General features: G+C 35.1%; 21 protein-coding genes, 1 tRNA gene and 4 pseudogenes. 14 read left to right on the top strand and 12 right to left on the bottom strand.

Annotated elements, in window-relative coordinates; translation table 11 throughout:
• Positions 1-177: 177 nt before the first annotated feature.
• Positions 178-834, bottom strand: a pseudogene (locus ACJZL1_RS03955) (Rpn family recombination-promoting nuclease/putative transposase); the annotation flags it as partial.
• 48 nt (positions 835-882) lie between these two features.
• Positions 883-1,641, bottom strand: a pseudogene (locus tag ACJZL1_RS03950) (IS5 family transposase).
• A gap of 522 nt (positions 1,642-2,163) precedes the next feature.
• Between ACJZL1_RS03950 and ACJZL1_RS03945 the strand changes: the two are divergent.
• From ACJZL1_RS03945 to ACJZL1_RS03920, 6 genes and pseudogenes are all read left to right on the top strand, one after another.
• Positions 2,164-2,607, top strand: coding sequence for a PAS domain-containing protein (locus tag ACJZL1_RS03945; RefSeq protein ID WP_320109932.1), 444 nt, complete (start codon positions 2,164-2,166; stop codon positions 2,605-2,607).
• Positions 2,608-2,705: 98 nt separating this feature from the next.
• Positions 2,706-2,912: a 50S ribosomal protein L35 gene (gene rpmI / locus ACJZL1_RS03940; protein WP_015589253.1), complete on the top strand. Its 207-nt coding sequence runs from the start codon at positions 2,706-2,708 to the stop codon at positions 2,910-2,912.
• A 20-nt stretch (positions 2,913-2,932) separates the two neighbouring features.
• Positions 2,933-3,298 carry a 50S ribosomal protein L20 gene (gene rplT / locus ACJZL1_RS03935; protein ID WP_064125369.1) on the top strand — a complete coding sequence of 122 codons (366 nt, stop codon included), beginning with the start codon at positions 2,933-2,935 and terminating at the stop codon, positions 3,296-3,298.
• A 19-nt stretch (positions 3,299-3,317) separates the two neighbouring features.
• Complete coding sequence (fmt, locus tag ACJZL1_RS03930) at positions 3,318-4,217, top strand: methionyl-tRNA formyltransferase (protein WP_419247026.1); 900 nt, start codon at positions 3,318-3,320, stop codon at positions 4,215-4,217.
• A gap of 87 nt (positions 4,218-4,304) precedes the next feature.
• Entirely contained in the window at positions 4,305-5,825 is a 1,521-nt protein-coding gene (purH, locus tag ACJZL1_RS03925) for a bifunctional phosphoribosylaminoimidazolecarboxamide formyltransferase/IMP cyclohydrolase (RefSeq protein WP_419247025.1), read from the top strand.
• A 145-nt stretch (positions 5,826-5,970) separates the two neighbouring features.
• Positions 5,971-6,812, top strand: a pseudogene (locus ACJZL1_RS03920) (IS982 family transposase).
• Between the two features lie 333 nt (positions 6,813-7,145).
• On the opposite strand, the gene ACJZL1_RS03915 reads toward ACJZL1_RS03920, so the two are convergent.
• The 3 genes and pseudogenes from ACJZL1_RS03915 to ACJZL1_RS03905 all read right to left on the bottom strand — a co-directional run bounded on the left by ACJZL1_RS03915 (position 7,146) and on the right by ACJZL1_RS03905 (position 9,243).
• On the bottom strand, positions 7,146-7,313 hold the full coding sequence (locus ACJZL1_RS03915; protein ID WP_265026288.1) for a hypothetical protein: 168 nt from the start codon (positions 7,311-7,313) through the stop codon (positions 7,146-7,148).
• 49 nt (positions 7,314-7,362) lie between these two features.
• Positions 7,363-8,266: pseudogene (locus ACJZL1_RS03910) on the bottom strand (transposase).
• Positions 8,267-8,748: 482 nt separating this feature from the next.
• Positions 8,749-9,243 (bottom strand): RDD family protein, encoded by a 495-nt coding sequence (locus ACJZL1_RS03905; protein WP_265026289.1) that lies wholly within the window; start codon positions 9,241-9,243, stop codon positions 8,749-8,751.
• Between the two features lie 143 nt (positions 9,244-9,386).
• Between ACJZL1_RS03905 and icd the strand changes: the two genes are divergently transcribed.
• From icd to metG, 3 genes are all read left to right on the top strand, one after another.
• Positions 9,387-10,814, top strand: coding sequence for an isocitrate dehydrogenase (gene icd / locus ACJZL1_RS03900; protein WP_419247024.1), 1,428 nt, complete (start codon positions 9,387-9,389; stop codon positions 10,812-10,814).
• Between the two features lie 27 nt (positions 10,815-10,841).
• Entirely contained in the window at positions 10,842-11,480 is a 639-nt protein-coding gene (gene nth / locus ACJZL1_RS03895; RefSeq protein ID WP_265026603.1) for an endonuclease III, read from the top strand.
• A 208-nt stretch (positions 11,481-11,688) separates the two neighbouring features.
• Positions 11,689-13,224, top strand: coding sequence for a methionine--tRNA ligase (gene metG, locus ACJZL1_RS03890; protein ID WP_265026291.1), 1,536 nt, complete (start codon positions 11,689-11,691; stop codon positions 13,222-13,224).
• 36 nt (positions 13,225-13,260) lie between these two features.
• Here the strand turns inward: metG and ACJZL1_RS03885 are convergent, their stop codons facing one another.
• Complete coding sequence (locus ACJZL1_RS03885) at positions 13,261-13,959, bottom strand: hypothetical protein (protein ID WP_419247023.1); 699 nt, start codon at positions 13,957-13,959, stop codon at positions 13,261-13,263.
• Between the two features lie 204 nt (positions 13,960-14,163).
• The gene (locus ACJZL1_RS03880; RefSeq protein ID WP_265026293.1) at positions 14,164-15,615 is read right to left on the bottom strand and encodes a replicative DNA helicase; all 1,452 of its coding nucleotides are present in this window, start codon (positions 15,613-15,615) and stop codon (positions 14,164-14,166) included.
• A 107-nt stretch (positions 15,616-15,722) separates the two neighbouring features.
• Between ACJZL1_RS03880 and ACJZL1_RS03875 the strand changes: the two genes are divergently transcribed.
• The 3 genes from ACJZL1_RS03875 to ACJZL1_RS03865 all read left to right on the top strand — a co-directional run bounded on the left by ACJZL1_RS03875 (position 15,723) and on the right by ACJZL1_RS03865 (position 16,950).
• Positions 15,723-15,805 (top strand) — tRNA-Leu (locus ACJZL1_RS03875).
• A gap of 24 nt (positions 15,806-15,829) precedes the next feature.
• Positions 15,830-16,426 (top strand): RDD family protein, encoded by a 597-nt coding sequence (locus ACJZL1_RS03870; protein ID WP_265026294.1) that lies wholly within the window; start codon positions 15,830-15,832, stop codon positions 16,424-16,426.
• A 314-nt stretch (positions 16,427-16,740) separates the two neighbouring features.
• Positions 16,741-16,950, top strand: a complete 210-nt coding sequence (locus ACJZL1_RS03865) for a hypothetical protein (protein WP_419247022.1) — start codon at positions 16,741-16,743, stop codon at positions 16,948-16,950.
• A 447-nt stretch (positions 16,951-17,397) separates the two neighbouring features.
• Here ACJZL1_RS03865 and ACJZL1_RS03860 read toward each other — a convergent pair whose 3' ends face one another.
• From ACJZL1_RS03860 to ACJZL1_RS03845, 4 genes are read right to left on the bottom strand one after another with little or no spacing between them, the layout of a single operon-like run.
• Positions 17,398-18,354 carry an IS5 family transposase gene (locus ACJZL1_RS03860; RefSeq protein WP_264735368.1) on the bottom strand — a complete coding sequence of 319 codons (957 nt, stop codon included), beginning with the start codon at positions 18,352-18,354 and terminating at the stop codon, positions 17,398-17,400.
• Positions 18,339-18,467: a hypothetical protein gene (locus ACJZL1_RS03855; RefSeq protein WP_264735964.1), complete on the bottom strand. Its 129-nt coding sequence runs from the start codon at positions 18,465-18,467 to the stop codon at positions 18,339-18,341. The genes ACJZL1_RS03860 and ACJZL1_RS03855 overlap by 16 nt, the downstream gene beginning before the upstream one ends.
• Positions 18,449-18,664 (bottom strand): hypothetical protein, encoded by a 216-nt coding sequence (locus tag ACJZL1_RS03850; RefSeq protein ID WP_419247021.1) that lies wholly within the window; start codon positions 18,662-18,664, stop codon positions 18,449-18,451. The genes ACJZL1_RS03855 and ACJZL1_RS03850 overlap by 19 nt, the downstream gene beginning before the upstream one ends.
• Positions 18,654-20,117: a hypothetical protein gene (locus tag ACJZL1_RS03845; protein ID WP_419247020.1), complete on the bottom strand. Its 1,464-nt coding sequence runs from the start codon at positions 20,115-20,117 to the stop codon at positions 18,654-18,656. The genes ACJZL1_RS03850 and ACJZL1_RS03845 overlap by 11 nt, the downstream gene beginning before the upstream one ends.
• A gap of 486 nt (positions 20,118-20,603) precedes the next feature.
• Between ACJZL1_RS03845 and ACJZL1_RS03840 the strand changes: the two genes are divergently transcribed.
• On the top strand, positions 20,604-20,783 hold the full coding sequence (locus ACJZL1_RS03840) for a hypothetical protein (RefSeq protein ID WP_419247019.1): 180 nt from the start codon (positions 20,604-20,606) through the stop codon (positions 20,781-20,783).
• Positions 20,768-21,724: an IS5 family transposase gene (locus ACJZL1_RS03835; RefSeq protein WP_264735368.1), complete on the top strand. Its 957-nt coding sequence runs from the start codon at positions 20,768-20,770 to the stop codon at positions 21,722-21,724. Before ACJZL1_RS03840 ends, ACJZL1_RS03835 begins: the two co-directional genes overlap by 16 nt.
• On the opposite strand, the gene ACJZL1_RS03830 is transcribed toward ACJZL1_RS03835, so the two are convergent.
• Positions 21,667-21,843 (bottom strand): hypothetical protein, encoded by a 177-nt coding sequence (locus ACJZL1_RS03830; RefSeq protein ID WP_419247018.1) that lies wholly within the window; start codon positions 21,841-21,843, stop codon positions 21,667-21,669. The two genes, ACJZL1_RS03835 and ACJZL1_RS03830, sit on opposite strands and share 58 nt — an antisense overlap.
• Between the last annotated feature and the right edge of the window lie 8 nt (positions 21,844-21,851).

The following is a 21,851-nucleotide window of genomic DNA, read 5'->3' as shown; positions in this document are numbered from 1 at the left end:
CCGTGGACTGTGCATAAGCGTCAAGTTAAGGGAATATTGGCAAATAAGCAATGCTTAAAATAGACATCTTATTTGTTACATTTATTTTTTAGGAAAGTAGAGCAAAACAATTTTTTTAGAAAACCCACTAACTTTATTGTTTAATTTTAAAATAGTCCTTTCTAATGCTACTTCTTCTTAACTTGACCTTAATTCTGCAATTTCTTTAATGGAAAGTCCAGTAAACTTAACAATAGTGTTGACATCAACATTATTAGCCAGCATTGCTTTTGCGACTTCAATTTTGCCTTCCTCTCTCCCTTCTTTCCTACCTTTCTCTTTACCAATTTTGATGCCTTTTTCAGTAGCATCATCAAGCTTTTGAGCAAGGACAGCCTGTTCATCAAGAATACGTTTTATTTTCTGTTCATAGGCAATAAATTCTTTTTCTGACCAGTTAAATCTATTTAGCTCTTCATAGGCCTTTTTAATTATTACATCACTACCTATTATTTTTTCCAGCTCTTCTTCACTAGTCTCATCTGCATATCGAAAAAAATAAACCCATTTTTTAACTATATTTTCCAACTGATCTTCCTTATTCTTTGGAAATTTTGGCAACTTAATAAATATAAAATAGAAATCTTTTAGATCATGCTCATTAGTGTCTTCATCTCGAATAGTATGCTTTGATTTGTACTCAGATTTATTAGGAAACAGTACACAATCTGCTATAGCAATGAAGATAATTTCCTTAAGGTTATGATACTGGTCACCTTTATCAGCTTGCCTTGAGTAAGCTTTAGCAGCATAGTATTGAGCACGTTTTTCAAATCCTTTAGTTTTAGCAACTTGGTTAGGTAAGGAGACAGTATTACTACTATCCCCTCCCTTAGAACCTGTTTAAAATCTCCTCAATAGAAGAGAAATGAAGGAAAGAACAACCATTTGTAAACTTGTGTTGAGTTTACGCTCGCAATTTTTCCATAACCGTCTACATTTTTCCAACCAAGCAAAAGACCGCTTGACAACCCATCTTTTTGGCAATACAGCAAAGGTATGTAATTCGCTTCGTTTTACTACCTCAACAGTTGCACCAATAGTTGCTTTTATTTGTGTTGCAAAATTTTCTCCTGTACAGCTAGCATCAACGAGTATATTTTTGACTTCAGAGAGGTTTTCTTTAGCATTTTCCACCATTTTCACAGCACTGCTACGATCAGTTGCTTCTGCCGTTGTTATATGAATTGCATGTGTTGTGTATCAACTGCGATATGACCCTGAAATCTTTTTACCTGCATCATAGCCCTTTCTTTCAGCAGTATCTGCGTTTTTGACGCTTTGAGCATCAATTATGCAGAAACTGGTTTTCTCTTTCCGACCACTGTTTTGTCGCAACCAATTTTTTTTAACCAACAAGCTTGGCTCCTTTCCTTTCTTTTTACTCCACATTTGAAAATAGTAATATATGTTTTCCCACCTTGGAAACTCTTTTGGCAACATTCTCCACTGACAACCACTTTTTAGCACGTATAACACTCCACAAAATACTTTGTATATATCAATTAATCTTGGTCTCGTTTTCTTTTTCCTACTTTCTAAAATTGGTTTGATTTTTTCAAATTGCTCACGACTTATGTCGCTTGGATACCTTTGACTCATTTATATACCTCATTATTTACCTGTTCCTACTTTAGCTCATCTCTTTGAGATTTTAAACAGGTTCTGAGAACAGTGATCAAACTCAACTTGAGCATTCCAGAGCTACACCGAAAACAGAGGAAAGAGGATCTTTGTCCAGCAGAGTAAGCAATGCCACATCAGTAGCGCATCTATCTTCTCAAATTAGCACCGAATATTAGCACTTGTCCAAACTAGGGGATGTTTTTTAAACATCCCCTAAATTCACATACAGGATTCTTTAATAAATCAATAGAATTGTATATCCTGTTTTAATATTTCCTTTACTAAATCCACAACTTTTTCATTTAATAATTTTGGTGTTAATGCTACCCTAAACCAACTAGCTATATTTACCTTGTATAATCTTGTTTCCCATATTGTTTATTCTATAAACAGGAATCGGTACAAAAACTTCTAGTGATATGCACCTTGTGGTAAGAAAAAATCAATACATTCACGATAAATTTACCTCATATCTGTGTTTTATATGTGGAAATTGGAATGGAAATTTATGTAGGCAAAGAAAAAAGAATAGCAAATGTGGTGACTCAACACTGGAGTGACATAAAAGGATCAGACAGAGATTGGCCAGAAAGGCACGAAATAGACACTGCAGAAATAATGGAGTCATGGCAGCATTGTTTTATCATTGAAGTCAAGGATCAAGGTTATATTTGTGAAAATGCAGGAGAAAAGGCTGTTGAATTCTATGGTTTTGAGAAAAAGATGCGCATTGATAATAAGTATGCAATTGATGCACCATTTCTGCGACTATATAAAATAGATGCAGTTATTGATAAACTTGATACTGTAATAGAGAGTAAATGCCCAATCAATGAAGAGGAAGAAAGTGAAAGTGTTAAAATGAGGCAAGTATTGTTGCCACTTGGGAATAAAGAAGGTATAACACATATATTGGGCGTAATTACATTTAAGCTCCTTTAATATACAATTTTAATTTGATTCTTTAATAAAATTATTTATACTACTACTTAATTACTATTAAAGAACTCAATAGTAGTATTTGTAAATTTATTTGGAATATGAAGAAAATAAAATTAAAAACCAAATCTTCTGTTAAAAAGCGCTTTCACCTTACAGCTAAGGGTAAAGTCATTTCTACTCAGTCAGGCAAAAGGCATGGCATGGTAAAGAGAAGTAAATCTAATATTCGTAATCAGCGCGGTACAACGATTCTTGGTAAATCTGATTCGCGTATAGTTAAGCTTTATATGCCTTATGGTATTTAACAAAATGGAGGTAAAATAAAATGGCTCGGGTAAAACGTGGAGTCACTACTCACGCTCGTCATAAAAAAATATTGAAACTGGCAAAGGGTTATAGAGGACGCGCAAAAAGTTGTTATAGAATTGCATTACAAAGAGTTGAAAAAGCACTGCAATATGCTTACAGAGACAGAAGAACCCGTAAACGTGATTTCCGTAGCTTATGGATAATACGTATTAATGCAGCAGCAAGAGAGCATGGGCTTACTTATGGTAGGTTTATGCATGGTCTTACACTTGCTGGAATTGATTTAAATAGAAAAATTCTTGCTGAGATGGCCGTTAATTATAAGGATGATTTTGCCAAATTAGTAGAAGCTGTAAGTGGTAAATTAGCGGAGAATTCTTAAAGCAAAAACACTTGAAAGCGTGAGAATTATTTTCATGGGGTCACCGGAATTCGCTGTTAGTACGCTAAACTTACTATTGAAATCACAGAATGAAATAGTAGCAGTATACACCAAGGCTCCAAAACCTTCAGGGCGTGGACAGAAGCCAACGAAATCTCCAGTACATGTTATCGCTGAAGAAAGTAACATAGAGGTATGTACTCCTATCTCTCTAAAGTTTTCGGCAGAGCAGGAAAAATTTAGAAATTTCAAACCAGACGTTGCAGTTGTAGCTGCGTATGGATTGATACTCCCAAGAGAAATTTTGAATATTCCAAAATATGGTTGTATTAATATTCATCCTTCATTATTACCAAGGTGGCGTGGTGCAGCTCCGATACAGCACACAATTTTAGCAGGAGATCAAGAAACCGGGGTTAGCATTATGCAATTGGATGAAGGATTAGATTCCGGCCCTATTTTAAAACAGGAAAAATTTCTTATCGAAAAGAACGATAATTACAAGACATTGCACGATAAATTGTCTGAATTAGGCAGTGATTTACTGCTGGAAGTGCTAAACGAAATTGAAAAACAGGTTCCCTTAAAACAGAACAATAATGATGCATGTTACGCTGACAAAGTGGAAGACTATAAAATTTATGCAAGTGATGCTTGTGAAGTTGCTTATAGAAAGGTTAAAGCATTTTACCCAAAAGCGTTCATCAAGATAGAGAATAAACGTATCAGGATACTTGATGCTGACTTTGAAGCTCTCGCTTCAGAACAAGGTAAGATCGTTAATGATAATATGCACATAAGTTTAAAAGGTGGCACTTTAATTCCTAAAGTTGTACAAATGGAAGGGAGAAATCCTTGCAATATTGAAGATTTTATTCGTGGCTTGAAATCAAGCATGGTAAAAAAATTTATAGAATAGACTACTTCAAAGAAGAGCTTAGTGTAGAAATGTAATAGCTAAATTTCCTTTTCTTAGATATAATCCTATAAAACTTTCTGTACAAAAATGAAAATACAAAGAGCTTTAATATCAGTATACGATAAAACGAATATAATTGATCTTGCATCGTTTTTAACGCAGCAACAAATAGAAATTCTTTCAACGGGAAATACTTATAAAGTGCTATCTAGTGCAGGAATAAAAACACAAGAGGTCTCAGATTACACACAATTTCCAGAGATACTGGGTGGTAGAGTGAAAACTTTACACCCTAAAATTCATGGAGGAATACTTTGTGATCGAGAAAAGCACAAAATGGAAATGCAAAATCTAGGTGTTGAGCCAATAGACCTGCTTATAACTAACCTATACCCATTTTGGGAGACAGTAAGTAGCGGCTCAAATGAAGAGCAAATCATAGAACAAATTGATATTGGTGGAGTGGCGTTAATCAGAGCTGCAGCAAAAAATTTTCATTTTACTTCAGTCATTTCCAGCATTCAAGACTATGAAGCACTGAAAGCTGAGATGATAGAAAATAACAATAAAACAACATTGGAATATAGAAAACATTTAGCAACCAAAGCATTTGCTCTCACTGCACACTACGATTCTAATATTCACAGTTGGTTTTTATCCCAGAGTAAAAATAATGAGTTACCAGAGTTTTGTGCTCTATACGGGCATAAAGCACAAGTATTAAGGTATGGTGAAAATCCCCATCAAAAAGCTGCATTTTATAGTAATCAATTTACAAAATATCCGTTGGAAAAAATACATGGAAAAGAGCTGAGTTATAATAACATAGTAGATATAGAATCCGCACTTAACATAATTTCTGAGTTTAAAGAGCCTGCAGCAGTGATAATCAAGCACAATAACCCATGTGGCGTTGCTGTTGGTGATAATGCTTTGGAGGCATATGAAAAAGCTCTATCGTGTGATGAAGTAAGCAGTTTTGGCGGAATAGTCGCCTTAAATCGGGAGATAGATTTAAAGCTAGCAGAAAAATTAAACGAGATATTTTTGGAAGTAGTGATAACACCGTCAGTCAGCAATGAGGCACTAAAAATTTTACAAAGAAAGAAAAATTTAAGAGTGATTATTCATAAATCTTTCCAACAAAATGTGAAATACCAAATTAAAAATGTTGTTGGTGGGTTTTTGGTGCAAGAAAATAATAACCACACAATAAAAGCAGAAGAAATGAGCCAAGTAACAGAGCACACTGCAACAGACAAAGAAAAAAAAGATCTTATTTTTGCCTGGAAAATATGTAAACATGTAAAATCCAACGCAATAGTTATAGCAAAAGACGGTTGTGCTATTGGCATCGGTGCAGGACAAACAAGCAGAATAGATAGTGTTAACATTGCAATGAAAAAAGCAGGTGAAAAATGTAAAGGTGCGGTGCTTGCTTCAGATGCATTTTTCCCATTCCCAGATAGCATAGTAGAAAGTACAAAACATGGGATTACAGCTATAATTCAGCCAGGTGGCTCGCTAAAAGATCAAGATGTGATAAAAGCTGCAAATGAAAATAAAATTGCTATGTTTTTCACTGGCGTTCGCAGTTTTTTCCATTAGGCTTTGTGTCTTATCCAAACTACACTGCTACAACTATACGAACATCGTCTACCATGCACGCTAACTATGGATTAGAAAAATAGTAAGAGAGGAGGGAAAAAGAGGGTAAACTCCAGTATTTTAGCAAGAAATAGGAGGTTACCCAATGAATAAGAATATAACAGAATTGTTCTGTTTTGTAGATGATTATTGTAAAATAATAGATGAAAATTTTGCCAACAGACTGTTGTCTAATGGTAAAAAACCTACCAGAGTGCCAGAAATAACGTATTCTGAAATTATCACAATAATTCTACTATACCAGCAATCTAGATACGAAAATTTTAAATCATTTTATCTATATTACTTAAAGTTGTTACATAAGTCGGACTTTCCAACACTACCTTCATATGATAGGTTTATTGCGTTAAAACCACGAGTTTTGTGGTATTTAGCAATGTTGCTACAGTGGTTAAGCAAAAACCACAGGCATTTCCTATATTGATTCAACTTCAATTGCAGTATGTCATAAAAAAAGAATCTAAAAACACAAAGTCTTTGCTAGAATTGCAAAAATAGGGAAAAACACTACTGGCTGGTTTTATGGCTTTAAATTACATATGGTAATCAATGAAATAGGTAAGGGGTTATTTTGACAAAGGGTAACGTTGACGATAGGAAACCAGTTCCAGACCTGACTAAAAAGTTAGCAGGTTTATTATTTGGAGATAAAGGTTATATTAAAAAAGATCTATTTTTTTGATAGAAATCTAAAGCTTGTTACCAAGGTGAAAAAAGGTATGAAAAATGCATTAATTCCTCTGAAAGAGAAGATTTTGTTACGGAAGAGATCGATTATCGAAACGGTCTTTGGTTACCTAAAAAATAGATTGGAAATTGAACATACTCGCCATAGATCTCCTGTTAGTTCACATTTTTTCCACGCTTATTTCATATTCCCTAAAACGGAAAAAACCTTCTATTTCCAGCACTTTCTTTACCGGCTAATCCATAGTTAGCGTTAGAGATACCGTGAATAAATCACGGTATGACGTAGAGCTCGCGTTAGCTATACTTTTATACTCACCAACTCAGTGTCTAATCTGGATCACAGTAGGCTTTGTTGCATCGCTAGCTATGATGGATTAAAGATAAAAAAGATGGAGAATATCAGTAGCTTATTATTCTGGTATTTATAACAAGAACGGTCAGTGAATACCTAAATTTGAGTAAAAGAAATTTCACTACCACTCACTAATCCGGCTAAAATTCAAGAATTTCAATGCTTTAGCTATTTTCAATAGAATTAAGTTTATTAATATAAATAATAAATTACTATTCTTAAATTTGATCAGATTGATTGCAAAAAAACAAGATTTTCAATAGGTTGCTTATAATCCTAGCTATAGTTAGCCTTTCATAAGTAGCGATGCAACAAAGCCATCCCAGTATCAAGCACTGGGATGACAGGAGAAGGAGGCTACTTGGATGACACCACTTTTGCTTCAATATTTGCGATGCCCCTGAACAGACAATGGCGTCAACTTAAGAACTTTCATTAGCAAACTCTCCTAAAGACATGATGGCGTTTGGGCTTATCTACCTTATTGCGGCTGTCCTGGTCGGATTTTAACTTTAGCGCGTATACTTGCTCTATCAAAAAGGGCTTGAAAGTTTTTTGGCGCAATAAGTACCTGATAGAGTTTCTGCCTCATTACACCAAATAAAACTGAAAAATTTATCAGCAATTTTATCTGGATTCCAAGGCCCTTGTGATATGAAGCGACAATATATTACACATGACTAAGTTTGCCCAAAATTCTTGTAATACAGCCTCTAAATTTACGCCAGAAAAATTCTCTAACTCTGCACCTATTTTGAGTCGTTTATAGCACTCTTCTATATGCCACCTTAACACATAAGCTTTGCTCCAAAGTCTCGGTCAAAAACTCTGTTTCCCCATTGGCTAATGTAAGCACTATTACTCTTACTTTTTGGCTTTTCGTTTTATTTTCTAGCACAAAATCTAATTCACCAGATGAACCATAGCTTGCTATAATTTCTTTTTTGCAAGCGAAAAATAAAGTCTACTTTCAATTCATAATGCTGCTGAATAAATTTTAATGAAGACGGTCGTAGATAAATAATTTGATTTAATGAACGCATTTGAGTAACGACTTCAGGTTTCTGCTAACGTTTGCTCAATAGGCTGTTTGGATGCTTAAATTCTTTAAGACCTGTATTTATATCTTGCTTTAGAAAAAGCTTGCTTTGAGGGTGGAACTTAATGAGCTCACATTCTATTTCCTAAACTTTTCTTAATTAACTTTAAAATCATAGAAAATACTGTCGTAAAAGGAAGTTTTCTTGTTCGTGTAAAACTCAACACAATGGATTCTCTGAAAAGCTTTCGAGTATATTATATTTTTAATTTGTAGAATAAGATTTTTTCCTTTTTGCATGTTTCACCTAAAAAGGACATATTTTAGACTTCTTTGTTGAAATAAAACAGAAACAAAAGTGCTGTTTATTGCAGCTTTTGGGTAATTTAATGGTAAAAAATTTAGAGAGAAGTTTTATACACAATCACTGATATTTTCCCTTAAGTTGACGCCATTGGCTGAACGGATACCTTTAAATTGGCGCTGTAATAATTTGCTGACGCTTAGTTTAAGCGCGATTTGGCTGAATGTAGAAAAAATAAAAAAGACATGCAGCCGCTATAATTTTATGTAATCCGCCAATAAATACCCTGAGTTTTTTACTGAATTTTGTCATTGAGCCTGCAGGTCAAAAACAATGAGTCATAAATACCCTTAATACTACAATAAGGGGGCTGGCGGAGTTTGTCAAGTAAGTTTTTGTAGCTCTCATGGTTTTTGGATTCTAACTAACGTCATGCGCTGGAATAACACCATTGGTGGCAGACAGCTAAAGAAAAATATCAACTAGGTTTATAGTCTATTACTACTGTTTTTGCAATTTTGTCGTGAAGAAATTGTTTACGCTGGTCAAGGATTGCAAATAATATGATTAAGATTGATACAACTATGAATAGACTAGAAATATTGAATAGTGTGTAGCAGATTATAAAATATAATACTCCAAAAACTGCTGTTCTGCTTATTGCTTGTATTAGAGTGATTTTTTCAAGTGTATTTTCGTCTTTTACACGCATGCGAAGTAACAATTGTCCTGGAGTACCACCAAATTCTATTATCGTAAATACATAAAATATTAATTCCAATATCAACCCTATTACTTGTATAGTTACTGCTTTATCTAAAATCATTTCAGTTACATTGAGTGATAGAGAATATGCTAAAGTAAATCCAATGATAAATCCGATAACAAACCCCATTCCCTGTGCTAAAACATAATCGATTGCAAATGCAAAAATACGTCTTGTAATCCCTGCATAACTTACTTTAGTATCCATACTCTGCCCATGTTCTACTGTGACGTAACTAGTATAAAAATACGTTATTAAATAACCGTAAATATACTAATATGGGTAATATTAGCTGCTTGTGTCACTCTATCATTTGAATTAACATTAAATCATTTGTAGTTAGGAAAGTTATGTCAACACCAATCACAGTTGCGTATGGCGACGGTATCGGACCAGAGATTATGGAAGCGGTGCTGTCGATATTGCGCGAAGCAGAAGCAAAAATCTCAATAGATGTCATTGAAATAGGAGAGCGTGTTTATAGTAAGGAATGGTTTCATGGAATTTCTCCAAGTGGTTGGGAATCAATTGAAAGGACAAAAATATTATTAAAATCTCCAACAACAACTCCTCAAGGTAAAGGCCACAAGAGCTTAAATGTTGCACTCAGAAAAAATCTAGGGTTGTATGCAAATATCAGACCATGCGTTTCATATCATCCTGTTATAGAAAATAAATTCGATAAGTTTGATATCGTAGTAATACGTGAAAATGAAGAGGACGTTTACACTGGAATAGAGCATAGGCTCACTGGTGACTTTTACCAATGCACTAAAATTATTACTAGATCTGGCTCAGAGAAGATATGCAGGTACGCTTTTGAATACGCGAAAAAACACAACAGAAAAAAAGTAACTTGCCTGACTAAAGATAACATCATGAAAATGACTGACGGAACTTTCCATGCAGCGTTTGATCGCATTGCAAAGGAATACCAGGACATAAAGGCAGAACATTATATAGTTGATATTGGAATGGCACGTGTTGCCACAGAACCGGAGAATTTCGATGTTATAGTAACTGAAAATCTATATGGTGATATATTATCGGACATTGTGGCACAAACTTCAGGGTCTGTAGGGCTTGCCGGAAGTAGTAACATTGGCAACGAATATGCGATGTTCGAAGCAGTGCACGGTTCTGCTCCTGATATTGCAGGAAAAAACATAGCCAATCCTTCTGGTCTTTTAAATGCTGCAGTGTATATGCTAATTTACATAGGTCAAGTGAGTACTGCAAAACTGGTTTACGATGCATGGCTCAAGACTTTGGAGGATGGAATACACACTGCCGATTTATATAAGGAGAGAAGGAGTAAACAGAAAGTTGGTACAAAAGAATTTGCAGAAGCTGTTATAGATAATCTAGGAAAGAAACCTGGAATATTACCTGAGCTTATAATCAGCAGTGGTTCGGATAGTAAAGTGAATAAAGTACAAGACAATTACGAGCAAGATTATAAAGTTAAAAAGCTAGTGGGTAGTGATATAACTCTCGCTTGGGACAAATCCAGTAATGTTGATCAAATAGTAGGATTATTTGAATCGAGTAATCCGCAAATTATAGCAATATACTCAAAAGGACTTGCGATCTGGCCAGGAAGTTCAAAATCTTCAAGTGACCAAATAACCTGTAGGTTTATCGCAAATAATGAAAAGCAAGCTATTACAAATAGTGATGTAAATAACTTGCTAATCAAACTCGAAGAAAATAGCTTTGATGTGGTGAGAATGGACAAATTGTATTTGTATGATGGGAAAGAGGGGTTCTTCGTTTAAATATTTAAAAGAGGTGTGGTAAATGAAATGGACTCAAAAAAAGTAGAATTGATATTTGAAAAATTTCAGCAATCAAATCCTACGCCAAAAATAGAGCTAAATTATACCAATCATTTTACGTTACTGATTGCGATAGTTTTATCAGCACGGACAACCGATGTAAGCGTTAATAAAATTACAAGAGAACTATTTAATATCGCTAATACGCCAGAAAAAATGCTGAGCTTGGGACAAAATGAGCTGAAAAAATGCATAAGCAGTATTGGTTTATATAATTCCAAAGCAAAAAACATAATCGGGCTCAGCAAAATATTGATTGAGCGGTACAATAGCAAAGTGCCTACTGATTTCGATGATTTGGTGTCTTTACCAGGGGTTGGGAGAAAGAGCGCTAATGTGTTCTTAAATTCGGGGCTTGGTATTCCAACATTGGCGGTTGATACTCATGTTTTTAGGGTGAGCAATAGAGTTGGACTTGTGAAAGAAAAAGATGTGTTTAAAACAGAGCAATCTCTTTTAAATGTAGTTCCAAAAGAATACCTGCTTTATGCTCATCACTGGCTAGTTTTGCATGGTAGATATGTTTGCAAAGCACAGAAACCTTCGTGTGAAACGTGTATAATTCATGATTTATGTGAATTTGAGTGCAAAAGGTATAAGGTCTAGTATTTCTTCTTTTGTCATCTAAGTAGCTCATAGAAATGCAAAAATTCCTTGACACCCTTTTGGATGGAAATCAGTGTCAGCTACTTTCATGACACCATCTGCTGTGCGGATTGCTTTCTAAAACAAACGTTTGTATAGTTATACATAGTGTACTACATATTGATTTTTATTATTAGCACAGATACGATAAAGCTTTAAGCACTGGATAATGAAGCAATTCGAGAACTTTTACATCACCACGCCAATATATTACGTAAACGATAAGCCGCATATCGGTCATGCATACACTTCTCTTTTGTGTGATGTTGTGGCAAGGTTCATGAAACTAGCTGGAAAAAATGTCAAATTTACCACCGGTACAGATGAACATGGACAAAAAATAGAAAAAGCAGCTAAAGCAAAGGAAATGCAGCCAAAAGAATTTACAGATGAAGTGAGCGTTTCATTTAAAGAATTGGCTATGTTTATGAATTTTGAGTATGACGATTTTATTCGCACTACGGAGGAGCGTCACAAAAAAGCAGTTATAGCTTTATGGAATAGACTTGAAGAGAGAGGACAAATATATTTGGATTCCTATTCGGGTTGGTATTCAGTTCGTGATGAAGCATTTTATCAGGAATCAGAACTGATAGATGGCAAAGCACCAACAGGTGCTGAGGTTGAGTGGGTAAAAGAAGAGAGCTACTTTTTTCGCTTGTCAAACTGGCAAAACAAATTACTGGAACTCTATAAAAATCAGCCAAATTTTATCTTTCCTGAGAGCAGAAAAAATGAAGTGGTATCGTTTGTAAGATCAGGACTCACTGATCTTTCAATCTCTCGTACTAGTTTTAACTGGGGAATAAAAGTACCAGGTAATGACAAACACGTAATCTATGTCTGGATAGATGCATTAACCAATTATCTTACATCAATAGGTTTCCCTAGCACAGAAGATGAAGGATATAAGAAGTTTTGGGCAAGTGACAGCTCTTCCAACGTTCATGTAATCGGCAAAGACATATTACGCTTTCACGCTGTATATTGGCCAGCGATTCTCCTTGCAGCAGATTTGCCACTGCCAAAACAAATTGCAGTTCATGGTTGGTGGTTGAACGAGGGAGAAAAAATATCCAAGTCCCTTGGTAATGTCATAGATCCAATCGGCCTCGCTCAAGAGTTTGGTGTTGATCAACTACGCTATTTTCTCCTCAGGGAAGCAAGTTTTGGCCAGGATGGCAACTTTAGTAAGAAAAACATGATCAGCCGAATAAACTCAGAACTGGCAAACAACATAGGCAATTTAGTACAAAGAACAATTTCATTTTTACACAAGCAATGTTCTGGAATTGTACCGACAATCGATCAAAGCCTACTTAAAGGTGAAGAAAGTCTTCCAGGTTGCAAAGCTATACTCGATCAAGTGATGAGTCACCTATCAAAGTATGAATTTAACCAGATTATACTTCTAATTATCAATATCTCTTCTGAAGCCAACGCTTATATAGACAAAAGTGCACCCTGGATATTAAGCAAAACCGATAGAGTGCGTATGAACTTAGTAATCTACAAACTACTGGAATATATCAGGATAATTGGCACTTTATTGCAGCCAATTGTTCCCAAATCAGCAGAAACGATACTCGATCAACTGCAAATTCCAAAAGAGCAACGTGATTTAAAATCTCTGTGCGACGCGTGCGTAAGTTCAGGCATAACATTGCCTAAACCTACGCCGGTTTTTTTGAGGGTTGACATTTGAGTAGAGAGCATATAATATGCCCTCTACTATTTTGTTTTAAAGTGCCGGGCTGGTTGCAACAAACGATTGAGTTACGTTAACATCATCAAACGATGCTGACACAGGAGTGGTAGCATAATTATAAAAAACATAAGGCAAATAACTCGCAGCTACAACAGGTGTAATTTTTTTTGCTTGACCAACAAGCCAATTAACTGCACCTACCGCCTGATTTACATAACCATTAACTTTAGTTTCCTCTTTATATTGACCATCTTCAGTTTTAGTATTAGGATTCCCGATAGCTACACTATCTAAAACCTTTCCCTGCTTTTCCTCTTTAAATAGACTCCTGAGATCTGCATAATCTAAAACTTTTTGTTCTTTCTCTCTACGCTCTTGACGCTTCAGTTCATGATCTTTATTAGGATTAACAATAATTTTATTCTTAGCCTCTATTGCTTTCTCTTTCTTAGCCAACTGGTTTTCCAGGCTAGAAATCTTAATATCTTTCTCAGCCAGTTGAGTATCTTTCTCAGAAATGGTCTTGTTTTTGTTAATTGCTACAGCTGAAAGTGCAATAGTCGCAGCAGAAAATATGGCAAGGCCTACAAGGCCTGCAATAAGTGGAAGACTCGCATTAAAAACTGCAACTGCAATTAAGACACCAACTACTCCAGATGATACCAGAGCTAAAGTAGCCAAAGTACCAGCTACAAGATAAGGTGCGTTAGTTTTATTAAATATATTTTTCATTGTATACCTCACTAAAATAATTAATTTATTACTAAAGATTGTAGCACAAATAAAAAGATATGTCAATTTTATTAACAAATTAATGAATCGCAATGAGGTAAACCTTACCGTCATACCGCGATTCATTCGCGTTATCCCAGCCATAGATCCCGCTAACAAGTAGCGGGATGACAAGGGTAGATATTGACAAAAGATTACTGAAGGCTACAAACTATGCCTCTCCGTGTAATCTTTAAATGAACCTCTGTTAGAGTCAAAATATAGCTTCACACTGCCAATTGGTCCATTTCTCTGCTTTGCAATAATGAGCTCTGCAATGTTTCTAATTTTTTCCATTTTCTCTTGCCATTCCCGATGTTTATTGTTCCCTTCATTCGGCTGTTTTCTTAGTTCATAATACTCTTCTCTATAGAGAAACATTACTATATCTGCGTCTTGCTCTATGCTTCCTGAATCACGTAAATCAGAAAGTTGTGGTTTTTTATCATCCCTCTGCTCAACAGAACGAGAGAGCTGAGATAGTGCAACAATGGGAATATTTAGCTCCTTTGCAATTGCTTTCAAACCCTGCGTCACTTCCGAGATTTCTTGCACTCTATTTTCATGACTCCTTTTTGTTGTTCCTCTGATTAGCTGCAAATAATCAATGAATACCACTTCTACATTATATAATTGATACAGCAAGCGTATTCTGGTGCGAAGGGCACTAATTGATAGCGCAGGGGTGTCATCTATGATAAAAGGCAGTTCAGATAATTCTGTACTAGCATTGATAAATTCATGCAATTCAAAATCACTAATTCTCCCGGTTAATGCCTTATAATAACTAATCCCTGAATCTATAGTGATCAGCCTTGCAGTTAATTGCTCTGCTGACATTTCAAGCGAGAAAAACGCTACATAGTGTTGTTTATCTGCTCTTTTTTGCAACATCTTACAAGCATTAAGTGCGATGTTTAGCGCCAATGCTGTTTTACCCATAGAAGGCCTTGCAGCTAGAATTAATAGGTCAGATTTCTGCAAACCACCAAGAAGCTGATTTAGATCTTGAAGTCCGGTTGTAACGCCCAGCGCTTCTGGATTATTTTTCAGCGTGCTGATCTTCTCAACTACGTCTTTAATTGAACTTGCAAGTTTTATATATGTTTTCTCACCTTGTTTTTTTATTGCTAAGTTGAACAATTTTGTCATTGCTTGTTCAATTTGCGCCTGTGCAGGATTTTCAATATCGTAGTTGTAGCTATCACCAACTATTTCTTGCCCGAGCTTAATTAAACATCTCCTTAAGTAAGTGTCACGGATTATTCTAGTCAAACTATAGATATCAAGTGCAATACTTGCTTTAGCTGCAAGCTTTGCTAAGTACTCTACCCCACCACATTCGGTAAATGCTTGGTCGTTCTCAAAAAACATTTTTAGGCTGAGTTCATTGGCAATTATGCCGTGTTTTCTGGTTTTGGATATTTGCGTAAAAATACTTTGATGTAATGGATCATAGAAATTTTCTGCTGTTATTGTGTCTTCAACTGCATCACAGATTCTATTATCACGGATCATTGCACCAATAAGCATTTGCTCGGCTTCTAAATTATGCGGTAATTTGCATATTTCCTTGTCTACACCTCTTGAACTGAGGAGACTAGCTAATTCATTCATTTTAAGTTTTGAGAGTAACTGTTGATTATTGTAGAATATTTAGTTTTGATTTGAAAGACATATAAAATTTGACTAATTTTGTGCTACCTATAGCATTAAAACTTAATGCCCCTGTGGTGGAATGGTAGACACGGCAGACTCAAAATCTGTTGCTTGCAAAAGCATGCTGGTTCAAGTCCGGCCAGGGGCACGTTAAATATTGGAAAGTGTATATATGTTACATAAATTTTTTGATCGTTTATTTTCTATTTTTTCTTCTATAAATGTTATTCAAAAGGTAAAGAAAGATGAAAATGGAATATGTTATGTAACGGGCCTCAGGCGCTATATATCAGTATTGCTTGATTTGATTATTATTGTCTTGTTCTTGCAGTTTTGCAGCCAAGCCTTAAATCAGCTCTTTATGAACTCAGAGGATAGCAAAATATTAAGTCAAATTGCTGCAAAATCCCAAATGCAAGCACCACTGTCTGCGGAAGAAAAGGCAATGCAGAGTAGACTTGGTAAACTGTGGATCCTAAATCAAATAGTCCAATGCATTATGCTCTTTTGCTATGTAACATATATGTGGGTAAGGTTTGCTGCCACACCTGGAAAACTATTACTTGGGCTTAGAGTTGTGGATGCACAAACTTTCGAAAAGATGACTCTAAGACAAGCAACAAAGAGATTTTTTTCCTTTATATTGTCAGTTGCACCATTATTCTTGGGCTTTTTATGGTCAAATTTCAACAAACGCTGTCAAACTTGGCACGACAAGATCGCAGGCACAGTAGTTGTCACGAGTAAAAGCCTTAGAAGGCAGAGCTAAAAACTACTTGACACCCTCCGCCAGCCCCCTTATCATAAAACTGAAGGTATTCAGTTATCTTCATCTGTGCAGATTAAACAGCAAAAAAACAACGTAGTTGGCGTCTTATTTTTAATTTTTTGCACTATGTGCACCTTATGTCTTCACAACATTTCTAGGTTTTTACCTATATAAGCTGAAACGCGCTTATAAGTCGTTTAAGACAGTATAGTACGCCAATTTGAAGGATTAGAGAGTGAACACTAATTACCACGGGGTTTCTTTTGCCTTTTTTTCTGCTTAGTAAATTTCTTAAACATTTTAGCTAAAGTTAGTTGCACTTAAAAGCAGCTAAATTGCAGCGTTTAAGGCTTAAAAAACGCCAAATACTGAAAATAGACAATGACCAGGGCTTCTTTTGCCTTTTTTTTTGTTTAGTAAATTTCTTAACGTTTGTAGCTGAACGACAACCGTCATCCCAGTACCTTCTCTTGTCATCCCAGTGCCCAGACACTGGGATGGCTTTGTTGCATCGCTACTTATGAAAGGCTAACTATAGCTAGGATTATAAGCAACCTATTGAAAATCTTGTTTTTTTGCAATCAATCTGATCAAATTTAAGAATAGTAATTTATTATTTATATTAATAAACTTAATTCTATTGAAAATAGCTAAAGCATTGAAATTCTTGAATTTTAGCCGGATTAGTGAGTGGTAGTGAAATTTCTTTTACTCAAATTTAGGTATTCACTGACCGTTCTTGTTATAAATACCAGAATAATAAGCTACTGATATTCTCCATCTTTTTTATCTTTAATCCATCATAGCTAGCGATGCAACAAAGCCCACTGGGATCCAGGAATTTTATTAAGTTGGTAAGCATAAAAGTAGCCGTTTTATGCTAAAGTACAACGTTTTGATGATTATGAAAAAGCTGGATTCCAGTGGGCTTTGTTGCATAGCACCTTAAGCAGTGATGGTTTACGACAAATTTATGTAATGATTTCAAATTTAGCCATACCAATATCAGTGAATTTGTTGAGCAAATAGCACTTAATTAGTAATTCTTTTTCACGATTTACTTCAGATTTATTCCTAAAGCTAAATCCAAATACTTGCTTCAACCTTGAGAAAAATCCTTCTATGTAAGATCTCTTTCCATAAATTGCTTCCTTTTTCCACTCTTTTACACCATCTTGTCCATATAATTTTATTAACCTAATAGCAGCATTTCTGTCAGACATATAATCTATTTTTGAATGTTCTGCTGCATCCTTTTTTGGTAGAACTTTTGTCTTTATATCGTATTTCTTACACAATTTATAAAGTTTGTGCCTATCGTATGCCCTATCTGCATATAATGCTTTTATTTTGTGCTGAAAATTAACTTCTTCAAGCAAATCGCAAGCTCCATAGTGGTCAGAGTAGACGCCATTACTGTATCTTGCAGCTATAGCTTTTTTACTATTCACACTTAACATAACATGTAACTTTCTTACTTGCTCGTAGCTTCGGTACTTTCTATCTGCACTGTTTTCCTTACTGTGGCCAGGAGTGTTACTGTAAATGCTGATACTTGTGCTATCTATGATAATTTCAATATTTTCCATGTTGCTTTTATCAACCCTGCAATCATTTATCTTAATATTAAGTTTTTTAAACCTTCTTGATGCTTGTGAATAGCTGATAACTGCCAAATTTTTTCCTATTTGTTGCAGATATCCTTTTATAAACCCCACCGTTTGTCTTAAACCAATTCTAAAAAGATTGACAATTATATGCACCAAAATTACGACTTTATCACTGTAAATATAGTTGCCGCCCTGCATTTTTGGACTATTTTCATACCAATTTTCGATAGCTTCATCGATGTAACGAAAAATATTTCCCCTTTTTTCAAGGAATTTGTTATATTCGTTTTGGTTACTGACTTTCATTTTCTGTGGCATATTTTTTCTTCAACAGTTAAATGGTTATTTATAATGAATTTTGTCAGTAGCCACCAGATTTTTTCGGTTGCTATGCAACAAAGCCATTCCAGTGTCAAGCACTGGAATGACACCCTCTTGGATGGAAATCAGCGTCAGCTACTGGGATGACACCTTTGGGCACTGCCGTCATAAAGGAACCAGTGCCTGCTACTCGGATGACAGATGGAATGGCACTGTCATTATAAAGTGAACCAGCGTCGCGCGCCGGGATGACGAAGAAAGAGCATAAGGCATTGTGTTTTACGTTGTGCATTTTATTAACCGACACTATAAACAACATCCTTACAATTATGAGATTGGACTACAACTTGCTCAAGCGTTAAGCTGCTGCGTTTAGCGTCTTTACCGTGGTTTTCCCCAAGAACATTTGTTCTTTCGTGTTTTATTTCTTCAATGAATTTCTTGTTAACGCTTTTAGGGTCAATCTTTTCCTGCGAATATATAAGATTAGTGCAATTTGTTTTTCTATAATAATGTATGCCAAAACCCACAATGAGTAATGCAAGTATACCAGAACCTATAAGTAATGATAATCCTATGTTATTAGTCAAAGGGTTTTGGTAAAATTTTTGTACACCATTAACACCATGTGTTGCAAGTAGCCCTAGAGGAAACGCTATATTTGCAGCAACTACACCAGTAAATAATGCAGTAAATATTGGTCTGTCGTTAATTACTGATTTTATTTTATTAGTTCTAGTAATTACTTTTTCGTCAATGTTAGTGAAGCCTTGTTTAGCTTCCCAAGCATTAAGTACAAAATTTGAATGAGTGCCATTGCTATATTCCAGTCTTACAGATTTTATAGCTTTATCTTTTGGCTGGTGCTCCAACACCTCAGCTAAAATTTTATCCGCATCTTTTTTTTGAATGGAATGTTCTTCAGTATCTATAAATTGCCTTGTTGCAAAAAATATTGGACCAATTGTAAGCAATGCAGCAAGTGCGATAACTGGTATAGTGATATATTTTGGGCTGTTTGTAAAAAATGCAATAAATTTTGCTTTATCTTGTAAATATAATAAAGCTGCAGATATACTGAGTATAATAGCACTTGCACCAAAAATTATAAAACCCTTCTGCTGCATGGCATACTTTGCTCTTGGCAAGAATCTGTTTGTTTTTTTATTTGTTGTGCTACCTATATCAGAATTTAGTGACAAAGACTCTTCAGAGTCATCTTTGCTTTTATACGATGGTAAAGTATTTGAAGACGCACCTAAATCATCTTTTGAGTTTTGACCACCTATTCCACTGTCTAAACTCTTTTTCGAAGATTTTGCATTTGGGTCTATAGCTGCATAAATATGTTCTTCTGATCCATTACCAGATAATCCTCCTAAACCTAAACTTGCTGTTTGTGATACCCAATCATGAGTCTCACCTTTTGTTTCTTCTAGGGAAGAAGGTAGTACTTCAGTACTAAGACCAAACAAATTTTTGTCTTCTTTGTCTTGTAAACCTGGAGCTTTTGGCAAAATCGGTGGTGCTCCATCACCATCTTTTTGTCGATTTACAGATGCATAAGTAGGATCCACTTCCTCATCATCTGATTCTTCATGTGACATTCCCTGCACACGTGGTACTACATTCAGTACACTTGAGATAGCATTTCCTGCTTCTTCAGGCGATGGTGGATCTTTTAGTGTTATCTTGCTATTGTCACCTGTTTGTTCGTAAGAAGTTAATTTTACTGTTGATTTTTCGACTGACCCATGCATATTCACTCCAAAGTTAATTACTATGCTGCATTGATTACGCTATAGTTATTAAGATGTAGTAAATACCAATTTACAGATAATGTATCTGTTTAGCAGAGTGGCAAAATAAGGTAGACGAGAAAAGACAACTATAGGAACAAATGGGTGTCATCCCAGTGCCCAGACACTGGGATGGCTTTGTTGCATCGCTACTTATGAAAGGCTAACTATAGCTAGGATTATAAGCAACCTATTGAAAATCTTGTTTTTTTGCAATCAATCTGATCAAATTTAAGAATAGTAATTTATTATTTATATTAATAAACTTAATTCTATTGAAAATAGCTAAAGCATTGAAATTCTTGAATTTTAGCCGGATTAGTGAGTGGTAGTGAAATTTCTTTTACTCAAATTTAGGTATTCACTGACCGTTCTTGTTATAAATACCAGAATAATAAGCTACTGATATTCTCCATCTTTTTTATCTTTAATCCATCATAGCTAGCGATGCAACAAAGCCCACTGGAATCCAGAAAATTTGATTGTGTACTATACAACATTTTCGATCAAAAGCTGGATTCCAGTGGGCTTTGTTGCATAGCAACCGAAAAAATCTGGTGGCTACTGACAAAATTCATTATAAATAACCATTTAACTGTTGAAGAAAAAATATGCCACAGAAAATGAAAGTCAGTAACCAAAACGAATATAACAAATTCCTTGAAAAAAGGGGAAATATTTTTCGTTACATCGATGAAGCTATCGAAAATTGGTATGAAAATAGTCCAAAAATGCAGGGCGGCAACTATATTTACAGTGATAAAGTCGTAATTTTGGTGCATATAATTGTCAATCTTTTTAGAATTGGTTTAAGACAAACGGTGGGGTTTATAAAAGGATATCTGCAACAAATAGGAAAAAATTTGGCAGTTATCAGCTATTCACAAGCATCAAGAAGGTTTAAAAAACTTAATATTAAGATAAATGATTGCAGGGTTGATAAAAGCAACATGGAAAATATTGAAATTATCATAGATAGCACAAGTATCAGCATTTACAGTAACACTCCTGGCCACAGTAAGGAAAACAGTGCAGATAGAAAGTACCGAAGCTACGAGCAAGTAAGAAAGTTACATGTTATGTTAAGTGTGAATAGTAAAAAAGCTATAGCTGCAAGATACAGTAATGGCGTCTACTCTGACCACTATGGAGCTTGCGATTTGCTTGAAGAAGTTAATTTTCAGCACAAAATAAAAGCATTATATGCAGATAGGGCATACGATAGGCACAAACTTTATAAATTGTGTAAGAAATACGATATAAAGACAAAAGTTCTACCAAAAAAGGATGCAGCAGAACATTCAAAAATAGATTATATGTCTGACAGAAATGCTGCTATTAGGTTAATAAAATTATATGGACAAGATGGTGTAAAAGAGTGGAAAAAGGAAGCAATTTATGGAAAGAGATCTTACATAGAAGGATTTTTCTCAAGGTTGAAGCAAGTATTTGGATTTAGCTTTAGGAATAAATCTGAAGTAAATCGTGAAAAAGAATTACTAATTAAGTGCTATTTGCTCAACAAATTCACTGATATTGGTATGGCTAAATTTGAAATCATTACATAAATTTGTCGTAAACCATCACTGCTTAAGGTGCTATGCAACAAAGCCATTCCAGTGTCAAGCACTGGAATGACATCACAGGGGCACTGGAATTTTTGTTTCAATATTTGTACATTAGCCATGTATCTGA

Origin of the sequence: Wolbachia endosymbiont of Rhagoletis indifferens (genome assembly GCF_048537595.1) — a bacterium.
Lineage (GTDB): Bacteria > Pseudomonadota > Alphaproteobacteria > Rickettsiales > Anaplasmataceae > Wolbachia.
The sequence above is the reverse complement of the archived record's forward strand: the minus strand, read 5'-3'. Positions and strand labels throughout refer to the sequence as shown.